The organism is Frederiksenia canicola (genome assembly GCF_011455495.1).
In the GTDB taxonomy this organism is placed as follows: Bacteria; Pseudomonadota; Gammaproteobacteria; order Enterobacterales; family Pasteurellaceae; genus Frederiksenia; species Frederiksenia canicola.
The window spans coordinates 195,242-213,149 of the sequence record NZ_CP015029.1 but is presented as its reverse complement, the minus strand read 5'-3'; the positions used below and the strand labels follow the sequence as shown (position 1 = coordinate 213,149).

At 45.8% G+C, this 17,908-nt stretch carries 15 protein-coding genes; 4 read left to right on the top strand and 11 right to left on the bottom strand.

The annotated features are described in order from the left end of the window. Nucleotides 1-95: 95 nt before the first annotated feature. The 3 genes from argB to argC all read right to left on the bottom strand — a co-directional run bounded on the left by argB (nucleotide 96) and on the right by argC (nucleotide 3,282). Nucleotides 96-917, bottom strand: coding sequence for an acetylglutamate kinase (argB, locus tag A4G17_RS01005; RefSeq protein WP_236941034.1), 822 nt, complete (start codon nucleotides 915-917; stop codon nucleotides 96-98). 139 nt (nucleotides 918-1,056) lie between these two features. Continuing rightward, nucleotides 1,057-2,277, bottom strand: a complete 1,221-nt coding sequence (argJ, locus tag A4G17_RS01000; RefSeq protein ID WP_123956814.1) for a bifunctional glutamate N-acetyltransferase/amino-acid acetyltransferase ArgJ — start codon at nucleotides 2,275-2,277, stop codon at nucleotides 1,057-1,059. A gap of 69 nt (nucleotides 2,278-2,346) precedes the next feature. Continuing rightward, the gene (argC, locus tag A4G17_RS00995; protein ID WP_123956813.1) at nucleotides 2,347-3,282 is read right to left on the bottom strand and encodes an N-acetyl-gamma-glutamyl-phosphate reductase; all 936 of its coding nucleotides are present in this window, start codon (nucleotides 3,280-3,282) and stop codon (nucleotides 2,347-2,349) included. A gap of 187 nt (nucleotides 3,283-3,469) precedes the next feature. Here argC and A4G17_RS00990 point away from each other — a divergent pair, with 187 nt between their 5' ends. From A4G17_RS00990 to A4G17_RS00980, 3 genes are read left to right on the top strand one after another with little or no spacing between them, the layout of a single operon-like run. After that, nucleotides 3,470-4,534: an MFS transporter gene (locus A4G17_RS00990; protein WP_123956812.1), complete on the top strand. Its 1,065-nt coding sequence runs from the start codon at nucleotides 3,470-3,472 to the stop codon at nucleotides 4,532-4,534. Nucleotides 4,535-4,581: 47 nt separating this feature from the next. Continuing rightward, a complete protein-coding gene (locus A4G17_RS00985) occupies nucleotides 4,582-4,950 on the top strand; it encodes a fluoride efflux transporter FluC (protein ID WP_123956811.1) in 369 nt (122 codons plus the stop codon). 27 nt (nucleotides 4,951-4,977) lie between these two features. Continuing rightward, nucleotides 4,978-7,359, top strand: a complete 2,382-nt coding sequence (locus A4G17_RS00980; protein WP_123956810.1) for a GDYXXLXY domain-containing protein — start codon at nucleotides 4,978-4,980, stop codon at nucleotides 7,357-7,359. A gap of 66 nt (nucleotides 7,360-7,425) precedes the next feature. On the opposite strand, the gene serA is transcribed toward A4G17_RS00980, so the two are convergent. The 7 genes from serA to tsaA form a co-directional block, all read right to left on the bottom strand. Beyond that, on the bottom strand, nucleotides 7,426-8,661 hold the full coding sequence (gene serA / locus A4G17_RS00975) for a phosphoglycerate dehydrogenase (protein ID WP_123956809.1): 1,236 nt from the start codon (nucleotides 8,659-8,661) through the stop codon (nucleotides 7,426-7,428). A gap of 94 nt (nucleotides 8,662-8,755) precedes the next feature. Further along, nucleotides 8,756-9,415, bottom strand: a complete 660-nt coding sequence (rpiA, locus tag A4G17_RS00970; RefSeq protein WP_123956808.1) for a ribose-5-phosphate isomerase RpiA — start codon at nucleotides 9,413-9,415, stop codon at nucleotides 8,756-8,758. Nucleotides 9,416-9,545: 130 nt separating this feature from the next. Beyond that, on the bottom strand, nucleotides 9,546-10,880 hold the full coding sequence (glmM, locus tag A4G17_RS00965; protein WP_123956807.1) for a phosphoglucosamine mutase: 1,335 nt from the start codon (nucleotides 10,878-10,880) through the stop codon (nucleotides 9,546-9,548). 105 nt (nucleotides 10,881-10,985) lie between these two features. Next, complete coding sequence (gene ilvA / locus A4G17_RS00960) at nucleotides 10,986-12,512, bottom strand: threonine ammonia-lyase, biosynthetic (protein WP_123956806.1); 1,527 nt, start codon at nucleotides 12,510-12,512, stop codon at nucleotides 10,986-10,988. Between the two features lie 17 nt (nucleotides 12,513-12,529). Next, a complete protein-coding gene (gene slyD, locus A4G17_RS00955; protein ID WP_123956805.1) occupies nucleotides 12,530-13,189 on the bottom strand; it encodes a peptidylprolyl isomerase in 660 nt (219 codons plus the stop codon). Nucleotides 13,190-13,345: 156 nt separating this feature from the next. Next, on the bottom strand, nucleotides 13,346-14,068 hold the full coding sequence (locus A4G17_RS00950; RefSeq protein WP_123956804.1) for an SIMPL domain-containing protein: 723 nt from the start codon (nucleotides 14,066-14,068) through the stop codon (nucleotides 13,346-13,348). Between the two features lie 62 nt (nucleotides 14,069-14,130). Next, nucleotides 14,131-14,874 carry a tRNA (N6-threonylcarbamoyladenosine(37)-N6)-methyltransferase TrmO gene (gene tsaA / locus A4G17_RS00945; RefSeq protein WP_123956803.1) on the bottom strand — a complete coding sequence of 248 codons (744 nt, stop codon included), beginning with the start codon at nucleotides 14,872-14,874 and terminating at the stop codon, nucleotides 14,131-14,133. 105 nt (nucleotides 14,875-14,979) lie between these two features. On the opposite strand from tsaA, the gene A4G17_RS00940 reads away from it, so the two are divergent. Then, complete coding sequence (locus A4G17_RS00940) at nucleotides 14,980-15,885, top strand: 1,4-dihydroxy-2-naphthoate polyprenyltransferase (RefSeq protein WP_123956802.1); 906 nt, start codon at nucleotides 14,980-14,982, stop codon at nucleotides 15,883-15,885. Between the two features lie 105 nt (nucleotides 15,886-15,990). On the opposite strand, the gene proS is transcribed toward A4G17_RS00940, so the two are convergent. Next, nucleotides 15,991-17,706 (bottom strand): proline--tRNA ligase, encoded by a 1,716-nt coding sequence (gene proS, locus A4G17_RS00935; RefSeq protein WP_123956801.1) that lies wholly within the window; start codon nucleotides 17,704-17,706, stop codon nucleotides 15,991-15,993. Between the last annotated feature and the right edge of the window lie 202 nt (nucleotides 17,707-17,908).

The following is a 17,908-nucleotide window of genomic DNA, read 5'->3' as shown; positions in this document are numbered from 1 at the left end:
ATCCTAATCACTGTCGGGTGGGGTGTGACCCACGATTTGCAAAATTTTTGAAAAATCTGACCGCTTGTTATGGTCAATGGTGGGGCTTACCCACCTTACTTTTTGTAAAACAAAGTGCCGTTGCCTTGTTCGCTGAACAGTTCGAGTAAAATGGCATTTGGTACACGTCCGTCAATAATTGCCACTTCGGGTACACCGGAGCGAACGCAGTCCACACAGCATTCAATTTTGGGGATCATTCCACCTGCGATCACACCTTGTGCCACAAGTTCGGTCACTTCATCGATTTCAACGGCACTAATCAAGGTGCTTTCATCAAAACGATCCCGAAGCAGGCCCGCAATATCGGTCATCGACACCAACTTACTTGCCCCTAATGCAATCGCAATGTCGCTGGCCGCTGTATCGGCATTGATGTTGTACACCACGCCATTTTCGTCCGCGCCGATAGTCGCAATCACAGGGATAAAGCCCGAGTTCAAGGCAAAATGGAGCAAGGTGGTATCGACGTTGGTGACTTCGCCGACAAAGCCGAGATCTACTTCCGTTTGCAGTTTTTGGCAGGTCAAAATCGCCCCATCAATGCCACACAGCCCAATGCCTTTGCCTTTTAGCAACGCTACCAGGTTTTTATTCACTTTACCGGCCAGCATTTGCTGCACAATATCCATCGTTTCTTGATCAGTGACACGCAACCCATTGATAAATTGGCTCTCTTTGCCGATCAGCTTGAGCCCTTGGGAAATCTCTGGCCCACCACCGTGTACTAATACGACTTTGATACCGAGCTGATTAAGCAATAGTAAATCCTGCATCACGGTCTGTTTGAGCTGCTCGTTTATCATCGCATTGCCGCCATATTTGACCACAATGATGTTGTTTTTGTACTTCCGAATATAAGGTGCAGCTTCGTTCATCACCGCTGCAAGTGTTGTGATTTGGGTTTGGTGCATTGTGCTCTCTCATTGGTTGGGGGCTTGCCCCCATGGTGAAGTTTTTAAACAATCAAGTCGCTTGTTGTGTGTGGGTCAAGACCTATCCTACATTGACTCTTCGTTAGGAACGATAATCTCCATTGATCCGTACATATTCATAGCTTAAATCGCAACCCCACGCTTGTGCAGTGTGGTTGCCGTCGTGCATATCGACCAAAATCTGAATGTCGTTGGCGGAAAGCACGTCAGCGGCGTGTTCTTCGCTGAATGGGAAGTAAGCGGCGTTTTTGCAAACCAGCACTTCGCCTTTGTCGCTTTTGAGAGTAAGTTCGACATGGTCGATCGAGAAATCACCCTCTGTGTAGCCGATGGCACACAGCACGCGTCCCCAGTTGGCATCTTGTCCAAACATGGCCGCTTTAAAGAGATCGCTGGAGATAATGGATTTAGCAATTTTCAGCCCGACCGATTGGCTACGAGCATTGCGGACGGTGCATTCCAACAACTTAGTCGCCCCTTCGCCATCTTTAGCAATTTGGCGGCACGCCCACACGCAAACTTGATGCAACACTTGGCAGAAAATGGCGTAGTCGGCATTTTCGCTCTGAATTTCAGCATTGCCTGCCAAGCCATTTGCCATCACTGTTGCCATATCGTTGGTAGACGTGTCGCCATCGACATTGATTTGGTTCAGGCTCTGCTTCACTTCGGCTTGCAAGGCTTGATTGAGCATCGCAGGAGAAATTGCCACATCGGTGGTGATAAAAGTCAGCATCGTTGCCATATTAGGATTGATCATACCGCTGCCTTTAGTCATTGCTCCCATTCGGCACGTTTTGCCACCAAGCTGAAATTCGACGGCAAATTCTTTATGGTGAGTATCAGTGGTCATGATCGCTTGGGCGGCAAGGGTTCCGCCTGTTTCGCTTAAACAAGCGCTCAGTTCTGGAATACCTTTTGCAAAGGGCTCAATAGGCAACGGCTGGCCAATCACCCCCGTGGACGCAATCACGATATCGCTCGCTTTCAGCCCCAATGCCTTGGCGGTAAGTTCGCAGCAGGCTTGGGCGAGTGCTATACCGTTTGGATTGCACGTGTTGGCATTGCCGCTGTTGCATAACATCGCTTGGCTGTAACCGTCGGCAATGTTCGCTTGGGTAACTAAAATCGGTGCGCCTTTGACTTTGTTTTGGGTATAAACCGCCGCCGTGGCACAAGGGCGGTCGCTAACTAATAACGCCAAGTCCAGTTTGTCTTTGTTTTTGCGAATACCGCAATGTATGCCACCTGCTTTAAACCCTTGTGGAGCAGTGATCCCACCTTGTACTTCAATTGTGTTCATTTTTTGTCCTTGTTATGATGTTGTGGTTATTATGGTGCCCCGAAAGTGGGGCAGAATTGGATTGTCTAGCTAAATCACAAGCCCTAGAGTCTCTTTCCGTCTGAGCATGATATTCATACACTGAATGGCAGCACCTGATGCCCCTTTACCGAGATTATCAAAACGGGCACAGAGCAGTAATTGGCTTGGGCTGCCGAGTACGAAAATTTCGAGGCTATCTTTACCGCTTAACGCATTTGCAGGTAAGGTGTTGTCAGTCGTGGAATGTGCATAATTATGCACGCTGATAAGCGGTGAATTGGCGTAAAAATGGTGTAAGAAGTCAGCAATTTTTTCGCCGGATTGCCATTCTTTCGTCAACGCAGACATCGTCAACGGTACAGAAACGAGCATTCCGCTGTAATAATCATCGACCACGGGGCAGAACAGCGGCGGCTGACTTAGCCCTGATATTTTTTGCATTTCAGGCAGATGTTTATGGTTCAGCCCTAAGCCGTATAAACGTGGTGAGCGGTAGCTTTCTGGCATATTTTCGCTTTGGTAATCGGCAATCATCGCTTTACCGCCCCCAGAATAGCCCGTGAGAGATTGGCACACCACGGGGTGATCCACAGGCAAAATCCCCTTTTTTACTAAGGGGGCGACTAACGTTAAAAAACCAGTAGCGTGGCAGCCTGGAACTGCAACCCGCTGGGCGTTTGCGATGGTTTCACGCCCCAATAATTCAGGTAAGCCATAAACCCAACCGCTTGCGGTGCGATGAGCGGTGGACGTGTCGCAAATGCGAGCTGTGGCGGGGGCAAGTTGTACAATCTCTTTTGCCGCTTCATCGGGCAGGCAGAGAAATGTGAGATCTGCCTGTGCCACTTTTTCCAAACGAGCGGAGAGATCTTTGCGTTGGTTTTCAGGCAGTATGAGTAGCTCAATATCATTTTCTTGGCTTAAGCGGTCGAAAATCCGCAATCCTGTGGTGCCAATGGATCCGTCAATAAAAATTTTGTGCATCTTGTTTCTCGCTCAAAAATTCAACTTGCTCGGATTGTATGCAGAGATTAACCACTTTGCAACAACAAATTGAATATAAATTCAAAATAAATGATTTTTTATTCATTTGTGTGATTCGAACGGAAATCTTGGCTTTCTGCTATAATTGGCGACAAGCGGTTACTTTCTCACAATTTTTTGCAAATTTATGTCTTTACAAAATCTTCTTCTTTGGCGGCGATTTATTTCGACCTTGGCGTTCTTCTCGATGCAGAGCGTCTTTTTTATTTTTTTACAGCAGAAAGGGCTATCGAATACGGAAATTGCCTTTTCGTTGTCGTTGCTATTTTTCTGCTCCCAGGCGTTGGCAATTTTTGCGGGGATCTGGGGCGATCGCTACGGCTTGGCGAAAATGATGTTGCTTGGCTGTTTTTTTGATGTGCTGGCGTATGTGTTCTTTCTGTCGGCGGATCACTATCTGATTTTGCTGTTCGCTACCGTCTGCTTTGGTTTGGGCAGTTGCCTGTTTTCGACCAACGCCCGTGCCTGTTTGCTTGCGTTGGCGGACGACAGCTACGAGTCCAAAACCCGCTTGCAGGGCAAATTTCTCAAGGTGACCAGTATGTCGTCAATGGCGGCACCGCTGCTTGCTATTCCGTTTATCAAATTTGAGCAGATCGACTGGCTAATTTGGCTCTGTTTTGCGTTGGAAGCGGTACTGTTTCTGTTTATGGCAAAACCTTTTTTCACCATGCCGAGTGTCAATCAGCAGGTGAAATTCCGCTGGGGACAACTTCGGGAGATTATCACCAAAGAGTTTGTCTATGTGCATTTGATGCTGTTTTTGCCGATTAGCGTGGCGTTATCGTTTTTCGTGATTTTTCCCTATTTGTTTGATAATAAACTCAATTCTCCTGAGCAAGTGCCAGTCGCCTTATTTATCAATGGGTTGATGACTGTGGCATTACAATCGCCATTTTCCAAACATATTCATCTCACCTCCCGTCAGTTAGTCTGGATTGCACCCTTGCTGGCATTGGGAATGATTGTGCCGTGGTTTCTTACGTTGAAATATGCTTCGCTGTTCTCGGCGTATCTCTATTTGGTGATATTCACCTTGATTGAAGTTTATGTACTCACGGCGATGGCGAACCTGTTAGTGAAATTTGACAACGGCAAAAATCGCGGCTTTATTTTCGGTTCATCACGCCTATTACAAGCAATTTTAACGATGATTGTGATGAACTTAATTCCGCATTTTTTCTTGATTTAACATACCGTTTTCTTCCTTTGATTGAAGGGGAAGGGCTAGGTGGGACTATGAATATATTGCTGATTTCAATTGGTGCCGCATTCGGTGCAATTTGTCGCTGGCAGCTCGGCGTGTGGCTTAATCCGTTGCTACAAGCGGTTAGTTTCGGCACTTTTTTTGCAAATGTACTCGGCTGTTTACTGATTGGCATGACGATGGGGCTGAATTTGCAGGACGGGCAGAAGTTGCTGTTGATCACGGGATTTCTCGGTAGTTTCACTACGTTTTCTGCTTTTTCAGCGGAGATCGTCGATAAACTTATCCAAGAAAAATGGCTGAATGCGGCAATGGTATTTGGGTTACACACAATCGGCGGTTTGTGTGCTACTATCATCGGCGTTTGGGTTACTAGGCTCGCAACAAGCGGTCGTTTCTGAGCAATTTTTTGCAAAGAGGAGAGCATTATGAAAAACGATTTTTGGATTGAATCTTGGGATAAATTCTTACTGATTTTATTCTCACTGTTCGGGGCTGGATTTTTTTCGAGCGGCGTGGTGACGTGGATTGCGTCTAACTGGGCGTATTTCAGTAAATTTGAAAAACTTTTTGCAACTCAAGGGCTGTTAGTGTTACTCATCGGCGGGAGTTTATGGCTTAGTCGGCGGGCAAATTCAATCAATAAAATTCAGCTGCTTTGGTTTGTGGCGGCGGTCGTCATCGGGGGGCTATTTGCTCTCATTGGGCAGATTTACCAAACGGGAGCGGATGTTTGGGAGCTTTTTGCGTTATGGGCGTTATTACAGGTGCCACTTTGGATGGTGCTACCCAATGTGGCAGGTATTTTGCTGTGGATTGTGACCGTAAATTTAGCTATCGGGTTTTATTTTGAGAGAGGTCTGCTCTTTAGCTACAGTTTCTCTTCGTTTTATTTGGTGGCGTTGTTTTTCAATATCACCTTACTTGGCCTGTTTGAACGCTTTCCAACTTTATTTCACGATAAATGGCGGATTGTAATTCGCACATTGTCGTTGCTTGTTGCCACGGCGTCCGTATTTGCACTATTTAGTAATGATAGTCTCGCTCTGTTTATTGTATTGCTGATGGCTGGGCTGCTTTTTTATTATAGTAAAAAGCGGTTTGACCCTGTTAATTATGTGCTCTTTTACTGCACATTGGTGATCGCTGCCAACTTTTTGCTTGTTCGTGACGGAGAAATTTATGTCATGGCACTGATAACAGTGGCGGCAGTCATTTTTTTAGGTTATCAATTAACACGGTGGATTAAGGAAAAATATGCTCATATTGAAAACAATATTGGGGTGACGTTGCTCTACTTTTTCCTGACATTATTGGCAATTGCATTGATTCTTGTTGTGCTTTATCTCAATGGTGTGCGATCTGAAGGTGTTTTTCTGATTCTTGCCTTTATGTTGTTGGCTACGGGGCTTTTCATAAAAAATACCGTGCATCCGTTGATTTCACAGACCTGTTTTGCCGCTGCAATTGTGTTGGTCGTTCTGTATGGTACGTTTTCATTTGACTACGATCTACCAAACCCAGTTGAATCGGCCGCGTTTGTTGCGGGTTTTTTGCTAATTTATGCGATTTGCCAATCCACTTGGGTAAGATCGATCGCATTAATCGCAGTACTTTATCAAATCAACTATCACTATCCACTTTCTGATTATATTTACTGGCTGATCCTTGCGTATTTGGTGAGTTTCTTATTCGCATCAAAAGCTCCCGTTCATTTAAACCCGCTCGGCTGGGCATTGTTATTGTTTGATGCGGGAAATTACTATCGAGTAATAATGTCTTCGTATATGACAGAAGCAGACGCATTACCAGAAGTGGACTCTTTCTCCGCATTTATTCGAGTGATTTCTAACGGATATTTCGACAATATGACGTTCAGTCTTGCTGGCATTATGTCCATGTTGATTGTACTTTCTCCTGTGATCATTTTTGTGATCTTACAATATTGGCAGAAAAAATCCGTGAATGTCGTGGTGTTAGTCGGTTTGCTGGGTTTTGTATTACTTTTCACAGGTTATACCTGGCTAAGTATTTGTTTATCGCTATTATTACTGGCGTTCGCCAATCGCAACCGCACATTGTTGCTGTTCTCGGCATTATGGCTACTGTGGAATCTCTCAGAATATTATTATTTCCTTGCTATTCCACTGCTATATAAGAGCTTTTTGCTTTTGAGTAACGGTGTGCTGTTTGGCGGCTTGGCAATTTATCTCTATCGCAAAGCCAAATTGCTCCCGCAAGCGGTTAGTTCCGAGCAATATGTTGCAAATCGAAAAGTGCCTATCGCGGCAGTTCTCAGTTTGGCGGCAACGCTTGGATTGGCGAACTATGCCATAACGCAAAATGAAGATGTGCTTAAAAACGGCACGCCGATTTTGTTAGAACTTGCTCCTGTTGATCCCCGCTCATTAATGCAAGGTGACTATATGGAGCTTAGTTACACCATTTTAGGGCACATCAATGATAAGTTATACAAACAAGAACAAGAAACTGAACTGAGCGATCCATTCTACGAACCGCAAATGAAGTGGAGCCATAAAGTTTATGCGTTAGTTTCCCTTGATCAGCACAATGTTGCGACCTTATGCCGCCTTGAAACAGAGAAACCAACGAGTTTTTCTGGCTGTGCAGAAGGGGTTTATCTACCCGTTAAGTGGGATTGGGGGCAGCTCAGGCTCCCAAGCCATCAGTACTTTTTCGCAGAAGGAAAAGCCGCACACTATAATGCCGCGCGTTATGGTGAATTTCGTTTTAAAAATGGCAAAGCCTTGCTTTCAAGACTACTCAATGAGCAATATGTTGAGCTGTAATTAGCAAGGCGAGTAAAAAAATCAGGGACACTCAAAATGTCCCTGATTTTTTTATCTTATTTTACTTTAATAGAGTACGCGGCTCTTAATGGTGCCATCGATCTCTTTCAGGCGTCTCAACGCTTCATCAGTATGCTCTGATTCCACATCGATCACCACATAACCAATTTGTGGGTCAGTTTGTAAAAACTGCGCCGCGATGTTCACGTTTAAATCCACAAACACTTGGTTGATTTTGTTCAAAATACCCGGTTTGTTAGTGTGAATATGGAGCAAGCGTTTAGTGCCGCTATGTTCTGGCAAGGACACTTCTGGGAAATTAACAGCTGACAGTGTTGAGCCGTTGTCGGAGTATTTCACAAATTTATTCGCCACTTCAGACCCGATATTCGCTTGGGCCTCCGAGGTTGATCCGCCAATGTGCGGGGTCAAAATCACATTATCAAACTCGGTCAATGGTGATACAAACGGATCGCTGATGGAGGCGGGCTCTTCAGGAAATACGTCCAAGGCGGCACCACGAATATGTCCTGCTTTCAAGACATCAACTAACGCATCAATATCCACTACCGTGCCACGAGCAGCATTGATCACCACGGCATCTTTTTTCACGTTCGGTAAGTTTGTCGCATTCAACAAGTTCTTGGTTGATGCATTTTCTGGCACGTGCAGCGAGATCGCATCACTTATCGCCAACAATTCATCAAGGCTGCTCACTTGTTGAGCGTTACCTAAAGGCAGTTTGTTTTCGATATCGTAGAAATACACACGCATCCCGATGGCTTCTGCCAAAATGCTTAACTGCGAGCCGATATGACCATAACCGATAATACCGAGATTTTTGCCCCGCACTTCGTTTGAACCTGCGGCGGATTTGTTCCAAATGCCACGATGCACTTCCGCATTGGCGGTCGGCACCTGACGCATTAACAGTAAAATCTCGCCCAACACTAATTCTGCGACTGAACGTGTGTTTGAGAAGGGAGCATTGAATACAGGAATACCACGCTGTTTAGCGGCATTGAGATCCACCTGATTGGTGCCGATACAGAAGCAGCCGATAGCAATCAATTTCGGGGCGTGAGCCAGCACGTCTTCGGTGACAAAAGTGCGTGAACGAATCCCCAAGAAGTGGGCATCTTTTACTGCATCAAGCAGCTCTTGGCCATCAAGGGCTTTTTTGTGGTATTCAATGTTGGTATAGCCAGCGGCTTTAATCGCATCAATCGCATTTTGATGCACGCCTTCAAGCAGCACAAATTTGATTTTAGATTTGTCGAGGGAGGTTTTTGGTTGTGTCATAGTTTTTCCTGAAATGTTGTTATCAATGTAGGAGAGGATCTATGTGCCCGATCTCACCTTTATATGCGAAGCAGTCGCAATGTTTAGCCGCTTGTTATTCAATAATCTTTGCCCCGTCTGGTGTGCCGACGATAGTGACGTTAGCGTAGCGTTGGGCGAAGATGCCATTGGTGACCACGCCTGCGATGTTGTTAATGGTTTGCTCCATTTTCAACGGCTCTAAGATTTTGAAGTTGTACACATCTAAAATCACGTTGCCGTTGTCGGTCACGACATTTTCACGGTACTCGGGCGAGCCACCGAGTGCCACCAGCTGACGAGCCACATAGGAGCGAGCCATTGGGATCACTTCTACAGGTAATGCGAACGTAGAGCCTAGCACATCGACCTGTTTTGTGGAATCCACAATACAGATGAATTTTTTTGCTAGTGAACTCACAATTTTTTCACGAGTCAATGCCGCACCACCACCTTTGATCATATAGCCTTGCGGAGTGATTTCGTCCGCTCCATCAATATACACATCAAGACTTGATACCTCGTTGGCATTAAACACTTCAATACCTTGTTTACGCAGCAATTCTTCCGAATTTTTCGATGCTGCCACCGCACCTTTGATCTTATCTCGCATCTCGCCAAGGGCTTCAATAAAGCAATTTACCGTGGAGCCACTGCCCACGCCAACAATGGTGTCAGGTTTTACGTATTTCAACGCCGCACGAGCCGCGATTTTTTTCATTTCGAGTTGATCCATAATTTACCCCAGTAGGGCTTCAGCCCATCAATGTTTATTAAATTTAAAATGATGGGCAAAGGCCCATCCTACGAATATGGAACAAGCGGTCAGTTTTTCGCAAAGTTTTGCAATAAACTGACCGCTTGCATTAGTTACGTTTTACCGCATCGACAATTTCTTCAGCACTGCGTTGAGCCAGTTCGGCATCTTCGCATTCAACCATCACACGAATTAACGGCTCGGTACCTGATTTTCGCAATAAAATACGCCCTTTGCCTGCCAAACGCTTTTCTACTTCCGCAGCAACGATTTTGACCTCCTCGCTTTCAAGTGGATTTGCACCACCTTCAAAGCGAACGTTGAGCAACACCTGCGGGAATAGCGGAACGGCTTTCGCTAATTCGTTCAGACTCAATTTATGGCTTGCCATGGCGGCTAACACTTCGAGAGAGGCAATAATGCCATCGCCCGTGGTGTTTTTATCTAATACGATGATATGTCCTGAGTTTTCGCCGCCTAACTTCCAGCCTTTTTCTTTTAATAATTCAAGCACATAGCGGTCGCCCACATTGGCACGCACGAATGGAATTGCTAATTGTTTCAAGGCGATTTCTAAGCTCATATTGCTCATCAAAGTGCCGACCACGCCGCCTTGCAGTTTGCCTGCTCGCAACGCTTCGCGGGCGATAATAAACAGAATTTGGTCACCATCGACTTTATTGCCTATGTGATCGACCATAATCAAGCGGTCGCCATCGCCATCGTAAGCTAAGCCGACATCTGCCCCCGCATCAACCACCACTTTTTGCAAGGCGTTGATGTCTGTTGCTCCACATTTTTCATTGATGTTTAAACCGTCTGGGCGAGTGCCAATTTCGATCACCTCTGCACCTAATTCACGCAGCACATTTGGTGCGATGTGGTAGGTTGCGCCGTTAGCACAATCGACCACAATTTTATAGCCCTCAAGGCTTAAGTATGCCGGGAAGGTGCTTTTACAGAATTCAATATAGCGACCTGCCGCATCGTTGATGCGGCTTGCACGCCCGAGTTCGGCAGAGCTAACGCAATCCATCGGTTGATCAAGTAAAGCTTCGATCGCTTCTTCTACATCATCAGGTAATTTTTCGCCAACGGATGAGAAGAATTTGATGCCGTTATCGTAATAAGGGTTGTGGGACGCTGAAATCACAATGCCCGCTTCCGCACGGAACGTGCGAGTTAAGTAAGCAATCGCAGGGGTTGGCATCGGGCCTGTGAACGCCGCAGACAGCCCTGCCGCAGCCAAACCTGCTTCAAGAGCAGACTCCAACATATAGCCAGAAATACGCGTGTCTTTACCGATTAACACTTTTTTTGAGCCTTGAGTTGCAAGGATTTTCCCTGCAGCCCAACCGAGTTTTAAAGCAAATTCAGGGGTGATTGGAAACTTCCCTACTTCACCACGCACGCCATCGGTGCCGAAATATTTACGTTGTGCCATTATAACCTCTTTTATGTAGGGTGGATTTTGACCCACCAAACCGCAACAAGCGGTGAGATTGTTGAAAAGTTTTGCAAACGGTGAGCCAAGGCTCACGCTAGCTTGTTATTTTAAGAAGAACTGATACGCAGGGCTATCACTGACATTTTGGTAGCGGTAGCCAAGTCGGTTGAGATCTTGTTGGAATTGGGATTGTTCTGGTTCATTGACCACAAAGGCGGCTAAAATATCACCATAATCTGCACCGTGGGCTCGATAATGGAACAGCGAAATATCCCAGTTGATTAGCGTTTGTAAGAAGTGGAACAATGCCCCTTTCTGTTCTGGAAATTCAAAACTGTATAACATTTCTCGCTCGATAGATGTTGGGCGACCGCCGACCATATAACGAATATGGGTTTTCGCGATGTCGTCTTCAGAAAGATCGGTAACATCATAGTCGTGCTGCTGTAATCCTTTGATAATATCGAGTTTTTCTGCATTGCCACTCACTCGCACTCCCACGAAAATGCAGGCTTTGCGATCGTCAGAATGGCGGTAGTTAAATTCAGTTACCGCACGATTGCCGAGAATTTCGCAGAATCTCAAGAATGCTCCTTTCTGCTCGGGAATGGTCACGGCCAATAAGGCTTCGTGTTTTTCACCGATTTCACACCGCTCAGAAACGTAACGCAAGGTGTGGAAATTCATATTCGCACCCGACAGAATGCAGGCTAATTTTTTACCTTGCAGATTGTGTTGAGCAATATATTTTTTCAGCCCTGCAAGCGACAATGCACCAGATGGCTCCGCCACCGCACGCACATTTTCGAATACGTCTTTGAGTGCTGCACAAATCTCATCGTTATCCACCAGTACCACATCATCAATATATTGTTGACATAAGCGGAAGGTTTCATCGCCAATGCGTTTTACCGCCACACCGTCAGCAAACAAGCCGACACGTTCTAGCTCAACCGGTTCACCCGCCTGCAAGGCGTGGAATAGGCAGGCGGAATCTTTGGACTCGACGCCAATAATTTTAATTTCTGGCATCAGTTGCTTAATTAGCACCGCAATGCCTGCTGCCAAACCGCCACCACCGACGGGTACGAAAACGTAGTTCAAATCGTTGGTTTGCTGCAACAGTTCCATTCCGATCGCCCCTTGCCCTGCAATCACTAACGGGTGATCGAAAGGATGGACAAAGGTCATTTTCAGTTCGTCGGCAAGTTCAATCGCTTTGGCTTTGGCTTCATCAAAATTTGCCCCGTAGAGCAACACTTCACCGCCAAAAGCACGCACAGCATCGACTTTGATTGATGGCGTATTTTGCGGCATTACAATTAACGCCCGCAGTCCAAGATGTTTGGCGGAAAGTGCCACTCCTTGTGCGTGGTTGCCCGCAGAGGCAGCAATAACGCCTGAGGCTTTTTGAGCAGGAGAAAGGCTGGAGATCATCGCATAGGCCCCACGCAGTTTGAAACTGTGCACTGGCTGGCGATCTTCACGTTTGATCAGAATGCTATTACCCAAGCGTTCAGAGAGTTTTTCCATCGGTTGCAATGGGGTAACTTGAGCAAGATCGTAGATTTTAGAACTGACAATGGTACGGAGATAATCCGTACCAGTTTTGAGAGCGTGTTCACTCATCGTGCAACAACCTGTGATTAGTGTTTATGGCATTTCTCATCAGCTGAATGGTGGTGATGATGGTGCTCATCACAGCATTCGCCATTATGATGATGGTGATGATGTTCATCACAGCAGCCTTCGTGTGCTTCATCGTAATGATGGTGATGATGCGTGCCACAACCACAGCCATGATGTTCTTCGTCGCTATCATGTCCGCCGCAACAACCACCTGCTTGGTGAACGTGACCGTGAGCGATTTCTTCTAATGTTGCTTCACGAGTTGCTACGACTTCCACGCTAAATAGCAATTCTTGACCTGCTAACATATGGTTACCATCAACCACTACTTCATCGCCTTCAACCGCAGTAATCACTACGGGTAATGGACCGACATCGGTGTCTGCGATAAAACGCATACCAACTTCTAATTCATCCACGCCCATAAATACTTCTTTGGGTACACGTTGCACCATATTTTCGTTGTATTCACCGTAGCCTTCTTCGGGTTTAACGCGAACTTCAAAGGTATCGCCAACGGCTTTGCCTTCCAGTGCGTTTTCTAAGCCGATCACTAAGTTGTTGTGACCATGTAAATAGTCTAATGGTTGGTTCGCGGGTGCTTCATCAACGAGTACGCCATCTTGGGTACGAACTTGGTAAGCGATACTTGGCACCACATTTTTTGCGATTTTCATAGGGTTTCCTTAATTGAGTGTGAAAAACGTTGCATTGTAGCTTGTTATCGCTGATTTGCAAAACGTTACAATGATCTGACCGCTTGTAAAGTAACAAGCGGTCAGAATTAAAAGTAATCTCGCCTGTTTACGGCGAGAAAGTGAAGAGACGGCGGATTATTCAAATATCACTTTGCCAGATGCTGTGGCAGAAATGGTCTGCTTATCAGCTTCCAATGGGAGCTGTTCAGTAGAGGACATTGATGACGCTTTCATTGTGGACACTGCATACATTCTTGGACTAGAAGCTGGTGCAATATCACTTGGCGTATTTAAACGCACATCACTTAATACATATTTTTTTGCGTTTAAGCCTTGTTGAATAACATTGGCTTTGTGTTGAAATTGTTTGATGATCTCCAGTGTCATCTCATCTTCTAACGAGGCCATTTTTTCAGGTGATACGCTGAAATCAATGTAGCTGATCGCAACGTGATCACCTAAATTTTCTAATACTTTTGCCATTGCATCAAAGTTTTTGCTTGTCAAGGTAATCTGACCTTCTGCTACCCAACCGGTCACTTTGCCGTCTTTGTTATAGTCGGCGTAATTGCTGATGCCATTTGCCGCAATGTCAATATCGGCGTGTTGTTTAGCGATCTCCAAGAATTTGTTTAGATTGGTGGAAACTTGCGTTTTGAGTTCGGCGAGACTTTTGCCTGACTTACGGCTGTAAACTTCCGCTTTCATTAAATCTTTTTCAACAGTGCGGCTGACTTGAGTTGAAAAATGGAATTGGGAACCTTTGCCGTTGTAAGTAGATTCAGGATTAGTCTCTGCAGATACGGCGAAAGTTGCCGCTGCAAGCGGTAGGATGGCGAGATATTTTTGCAATTTCATTACATTGTCCTCAATAAAAGTTAGAAATCCGAAAATTGTTGATTAGAGTCGGTATTCTCAAATTAGTTCAGTGTTTCAACATCCAGCACCCACACTTTGCTCGGATTTTCAGCATCAACTTGCCATAAAATATTGTGATTGGCGAGATGCATACCATACATCCGGTCGCTAAGTTTACCTTGCTGATAGGCAGGGCGGGGATCTTGTGCCAGCACATCACGAATAAAAACGACAGGATCATCAATGCCAAAATGTGCAAAATTTTTTGAGAAACTGACCGCTTGTAAGGCTTTTGGCGTAAATTCAACGCACAATCGTTCAGGTGGTTTTTGCTGAGCAAAACCAGAACAGGCGTACGGTTCGCTGTCGGCATAGGCGAGGTATGGCTTGATGTCGAAAATTGGCGTGCCATCGACCAAATCTACACTGCCTAAATGCAACAGCACGTCGCCGTCGGCAATTTCGACTCGTTGTAATGCGACTTTAGATAAGCCCAGTGGATTGGGGCGATGGGTCGCTCGGCTGGCAAAGACGCCAACCCGCTCATTGCCACCCAAACGCGGCGGGCGAACGGTTGCGTGCCAGTGTCGCTCGGGAATTTGATGGAAATGAAAAATCAGCCATAAGTGGCTAAATTGTTCCAGCCCTCGCACCGCATCGGGCGAATTATAGGGCGGCAGCAGGCGTAAAACGCCTTTGCCTTGTGGGACCAAATTTGGCTGGCGAGGCACGGCAAACTTCTCACCATAAGGGCTGTGGATAATGCCGATCGGTTGTAATTGAATAGCAGAGGGAAGATTTTGCATAAAAATGATCGTTTTCTGTTAAAAATCAAAAAAATGATGATGAATTTGTAATAAGATATATAACTTTATGTGCCTTAAAACTTGGTCATTCTGTAACGTATTAATATGAATAAACATTCTACTTTTTCGATTTGGTTTAGTACAGCCCGCCCGAAAACCTTACCGCTTGCGTTGGCATCGATTTTGGTTGGTTCCGCATTGGCGGCGTGGGCGGGGAAGTTTGATGGTGTTATCACACTGTTAGCGTTGCTGACCACCTTGTTGTTACAGATTTTATCGAACTTTGCCAACGACTATGGCGACCATGTCAAAGGCTCCGATACCTCGGCACGAATTGGTCCGTTGCGTGCGATTCAGCATGGTGCCATTTCTGGCGAGCAACTGAGAAAAGCCATGATCATGGTGAGTGGTTTGGCGTTCAGTTCAGGAGCGGTTTTGGTGATGTGTGCCTACCAATCGTGGCAAGACCTGCTGGCGTTTTTTGTGCTTGGCGTGTTAGCGATTGTTGCAGCGATTACGTATACCGTCGGCAAAAAACCATACGGCTATTTAGGCTTGGGCGATTTATCGGTGCTGATTTTTTTCGGTTTTTTAGCAGTGCTTGGCACTTTTTATTTACAAGTTCACTCGTTGCCTTTGATTACCTTTTTCCCTGCATTCGCCAGCGGCCTATTGGCGGTTGCAGTATTAAATATCAATAACTTACGCGACATTGAACAAGACAAGGCGGCGGGTAAAAATACGTTGATTGTGCGAATTGGCGGAAAAAACGGGCGAATTTATCACTTATCGTTACTTGCCCTTGCGATGCTTTCTTATCTTATTTTCGCCCTGTGTGAGCTGCCACATTGGTATAACTATTTGTTTTTATTGACCACACCATTGTTGGTGAAGCACGGTTTATTTGTGTTCACTCACCCAAATCCTGCAGATTTACGCCCACTTCTTGGGCAAATGGCTGGGCTGGCGTTGCTGACCAACGGTTTATTTGCATTGGGTACAGTGCTGTAAATTTGCAAAATTTTGCTCGGATCTGACCGCTTGTTAGACCGCATCATAGAAAAAACGCCCGCTTGGATTGCTTACAAGCGGGCGTTTTCATTGCTTTTTGGCAAATTACAACTTGATTTGCCCTTTGATGAAATCGAGCAGCTGATCTTTAGCAATCATCTGTTTTTCACCGTTACGGCGGTTTTTGTATTCGATTTCGCCATTGTCGAGATTTTTCTCACCAATCACAATCATATGCGGCACGCCGATCAATTCCATATCAGCAAACATCACACCTGGACGTTCTTTACGGTCGTCAAAAATGACTTCAATACCTTGTGATAACAAGGTTTTATAGAGATCGGTTGCAAAGGCTTCCACTTTTTCTGATTTGTGCATATTCATCGGTACAATCGCCACGGTAAATGGGGCAATCGCATCCGTTGGCCAGATAATGCCACGTTCATCGTGGTGTTGCTCAATCGCTGCCGCAACCACTCGGGTGACACCGATGCCGTAGCAGCCCATAATCATGGTTTGTGGACGGCCATCTTCACCTTGCACGGTCGCTTTCATCGCTTCGGAATATTTTGTACCGAGTTGGAAAATATGGCCAACTTCGATCCCGCGTTTGATTTGCAACGTACCTTTGCCGTCTGGGCTTGGGTCACCTTCCACCACATTGCGTAAATCTGCCACTTTTGGCAATGCCACATCACGTTCCCAGTTGATGTTGAAATAATGTTTACCGTCAATGTTTGCCCCTGCGGTGAAATCACTCATCAATGCAACGCTGCGGTCAATAATCGCAGGAATGTTCAGATTTACTGGACCCAGCGAACCCACACCTGCCCCGATTTTGGCTTTGATTTCGGCTTCATCGGCAAACTCAAATGGCTCTGCCACTTCTGGTAATTTTTCTGCTTTGATTTCGTTCAATTCGTGGTCGCCACGCACAATCAATGCCACAAGCGGTGCATTTTCGTCTGAGCCTTTCACAATCAAGGTTTTCACGGTTTTTTCGATTGGCAAATTAAATTGCTCGACCAACTCGTTGATCGTTTTCGCATTTGGTGTATCAACTAACTGCATTTCTGCTGTTGGTGCTTGACGCTCACCCACTGCAATCGCTTCGGCAAGCTCGATATTGGCGGCGTAATCGCTTTCGGTGGAGAATACCACATCATCTTCACCGCTTGCCGCTAACACTTGGAACTCGTGGGAAGCCGAACCACCAATTGACCCCGTATCTGCTGCCACTGGGCGGAAATCTAAACCAAGGCGGGTGAAAATGTTGCTGTAGGTTTGGTGCATCACATCGTAGGTTTCTTGAAGCGACTCTTTGGTGATGTGAAATGAGTAAGCATCTTTCATCAAAAACTCACGCCCACGCATCACCCCAAAACGTGGACGCACTTCGTCACGGAATTTGGTTTGAATTTGATATAAATTGAGCGGAAGCTGTTTGTAAGAGCTGATTTCACGACGCACTAAATCGGTGATCACTTCTTCGTGAGTGGGGCCCAGCACGAATGGGCGGTCACCACGATCGGTAAAACGCAATAATTCTGGACCGTAATCTTCCCAGCGACCTGACTCAATCCACAAATCTGCTGGTTGCACCACAGGCATCTCCACTTCCAACGCCCCGCTTTTGTTCATCTCTTCACGAATGATGTTTTCCACTTTTTTCAATACACGCAAACCCGTTGGCAACCAGTTGTACATTCCTGATGCAAGCGGGCGAATCATCCCTGCACGTAACATTAACTGGTGGCTGACGACTTGGGCGTCATTTGGCGTCTCTTTGAGCGTTGAAAATAAATATTGGCTAGTACGCATATTATCTCTCTTTAAATGCTTTGTTTAAGTCAGAAAAAATGGGCTTATTCTAAAGCAAACAAGCGGTAAGATCCGCAAAGATTTTTGCAAATTTGCAAAAAATCTGCGAAATCTGACCGCTTGTCAGGTGAAATTGCAATCCGCTATGGATAAAGCCGTCACATAGTGGTAGAATCGTGCCACTTTCGCTCACCCAATGAGC

Excerpts from the sequence above, each read along its gene's own strand:
- slyD (WP_123956805.1), bottom strand. The coding sequence starts at position 13,189 with ATGAAAATCGCAAAAAATGTGGTGCCAAGTATCGCTTACCAAGTTCGT.
- tsaA (WP_123956803.1), bottom strand. The coding sequence starts at position 14,874 with ATGCAAAATCTTCCCTCTGCTATTCAATTACAACCGATCGGCATTATC.
- serA (WP_123956809.1), bottom strand. The coding sequence starts at position 8,661 with ATGACACAACCAAAAACCTCCCTCGACAAATCTAAAATCAAATTTGTG.
- A4G17_RS00990 (WP_123956812.1), top strand. The coding sequence starts at position 3,470 with ATGTCTTTACAAAATCTTCTTCTTTGGCGGCGATTTATTTCGACCTTG.
- rpiA (WP_123956808.1), bottom strand. The coding sequence starts at position 9,415 with ATGGATCAACTCGAAATGAAAAAAATCGCGGCTCGTGCGGCGTTGAAA.
- argB (WP_236941034.1), bottom strand. The coding sequence starts at position 917 with ATGAACGAAGCTGCACCTTATATTCGGAAGTACAAAAACAACATCATT.
- ilvA (WP_123956806.1), bottom strand. The coding sequence starts at position 12,512 with ATGAGTGAACACGCTCTCAAAACTGGTACGGATTATCTCCGTACCATT.
- proS (WP_123956801.1), bottom strand. The coding sequence starts at position 17,706 with ATGCGTACTAGCCAATATTTATTTTCAACGCTCAAAGAGACGCCAAAT.
- A4G17_RS00950 (WP_123956804.1), bottom strand. The coding sequence starts at position 14,068 with ATGAAATTGCAAAAATATCTCGCCATCCTACCGCTTGCAGCGGCAACT.
- A4G17_RS00940 (WP_123956802.1), top strand. The coding sequence starts at position 14,980 with ATGAATAAACATTCTACTTTTTCGATTTGGTTTAGTACAGCCCGCCCG.
- A4G17_RS00985 (WP_123956811.1), top strand. The coding sequence starts at position 4,582 with ATGAATATATTGCTGATTTCAATTGGTGCCGCATTCGGTGCAATTTGT.
- A4G17_RS00980 (WP_123956810.1), top strand. The coding sequence starts at position 4,978 with ATGAAAAACGATTTTTGGATTGAATCTTGGGATAAATTCTTACTGATT.
- glmM (WP_123956807.1), bottom strand. The coding sequence starts at position 10,880 with ATGGCACAACGTAAATATTTCGGCACCGATGGCGTGCGTGGTGAAGTA.
- argJ (WP_123956814.1), bottom strand. The coding sequence starts at position 2,277 with ATGAACACAATTGAAGTACAAGGTGGGATCACTGCTCCACAAGGGTTT.
- argC (WP_123956813.1), bottom strand. The coding sequence starts at position 3,282 with ATGCACAAAATTTTTATTGACGGATCCATTGGCACCACAGGATTGCGG.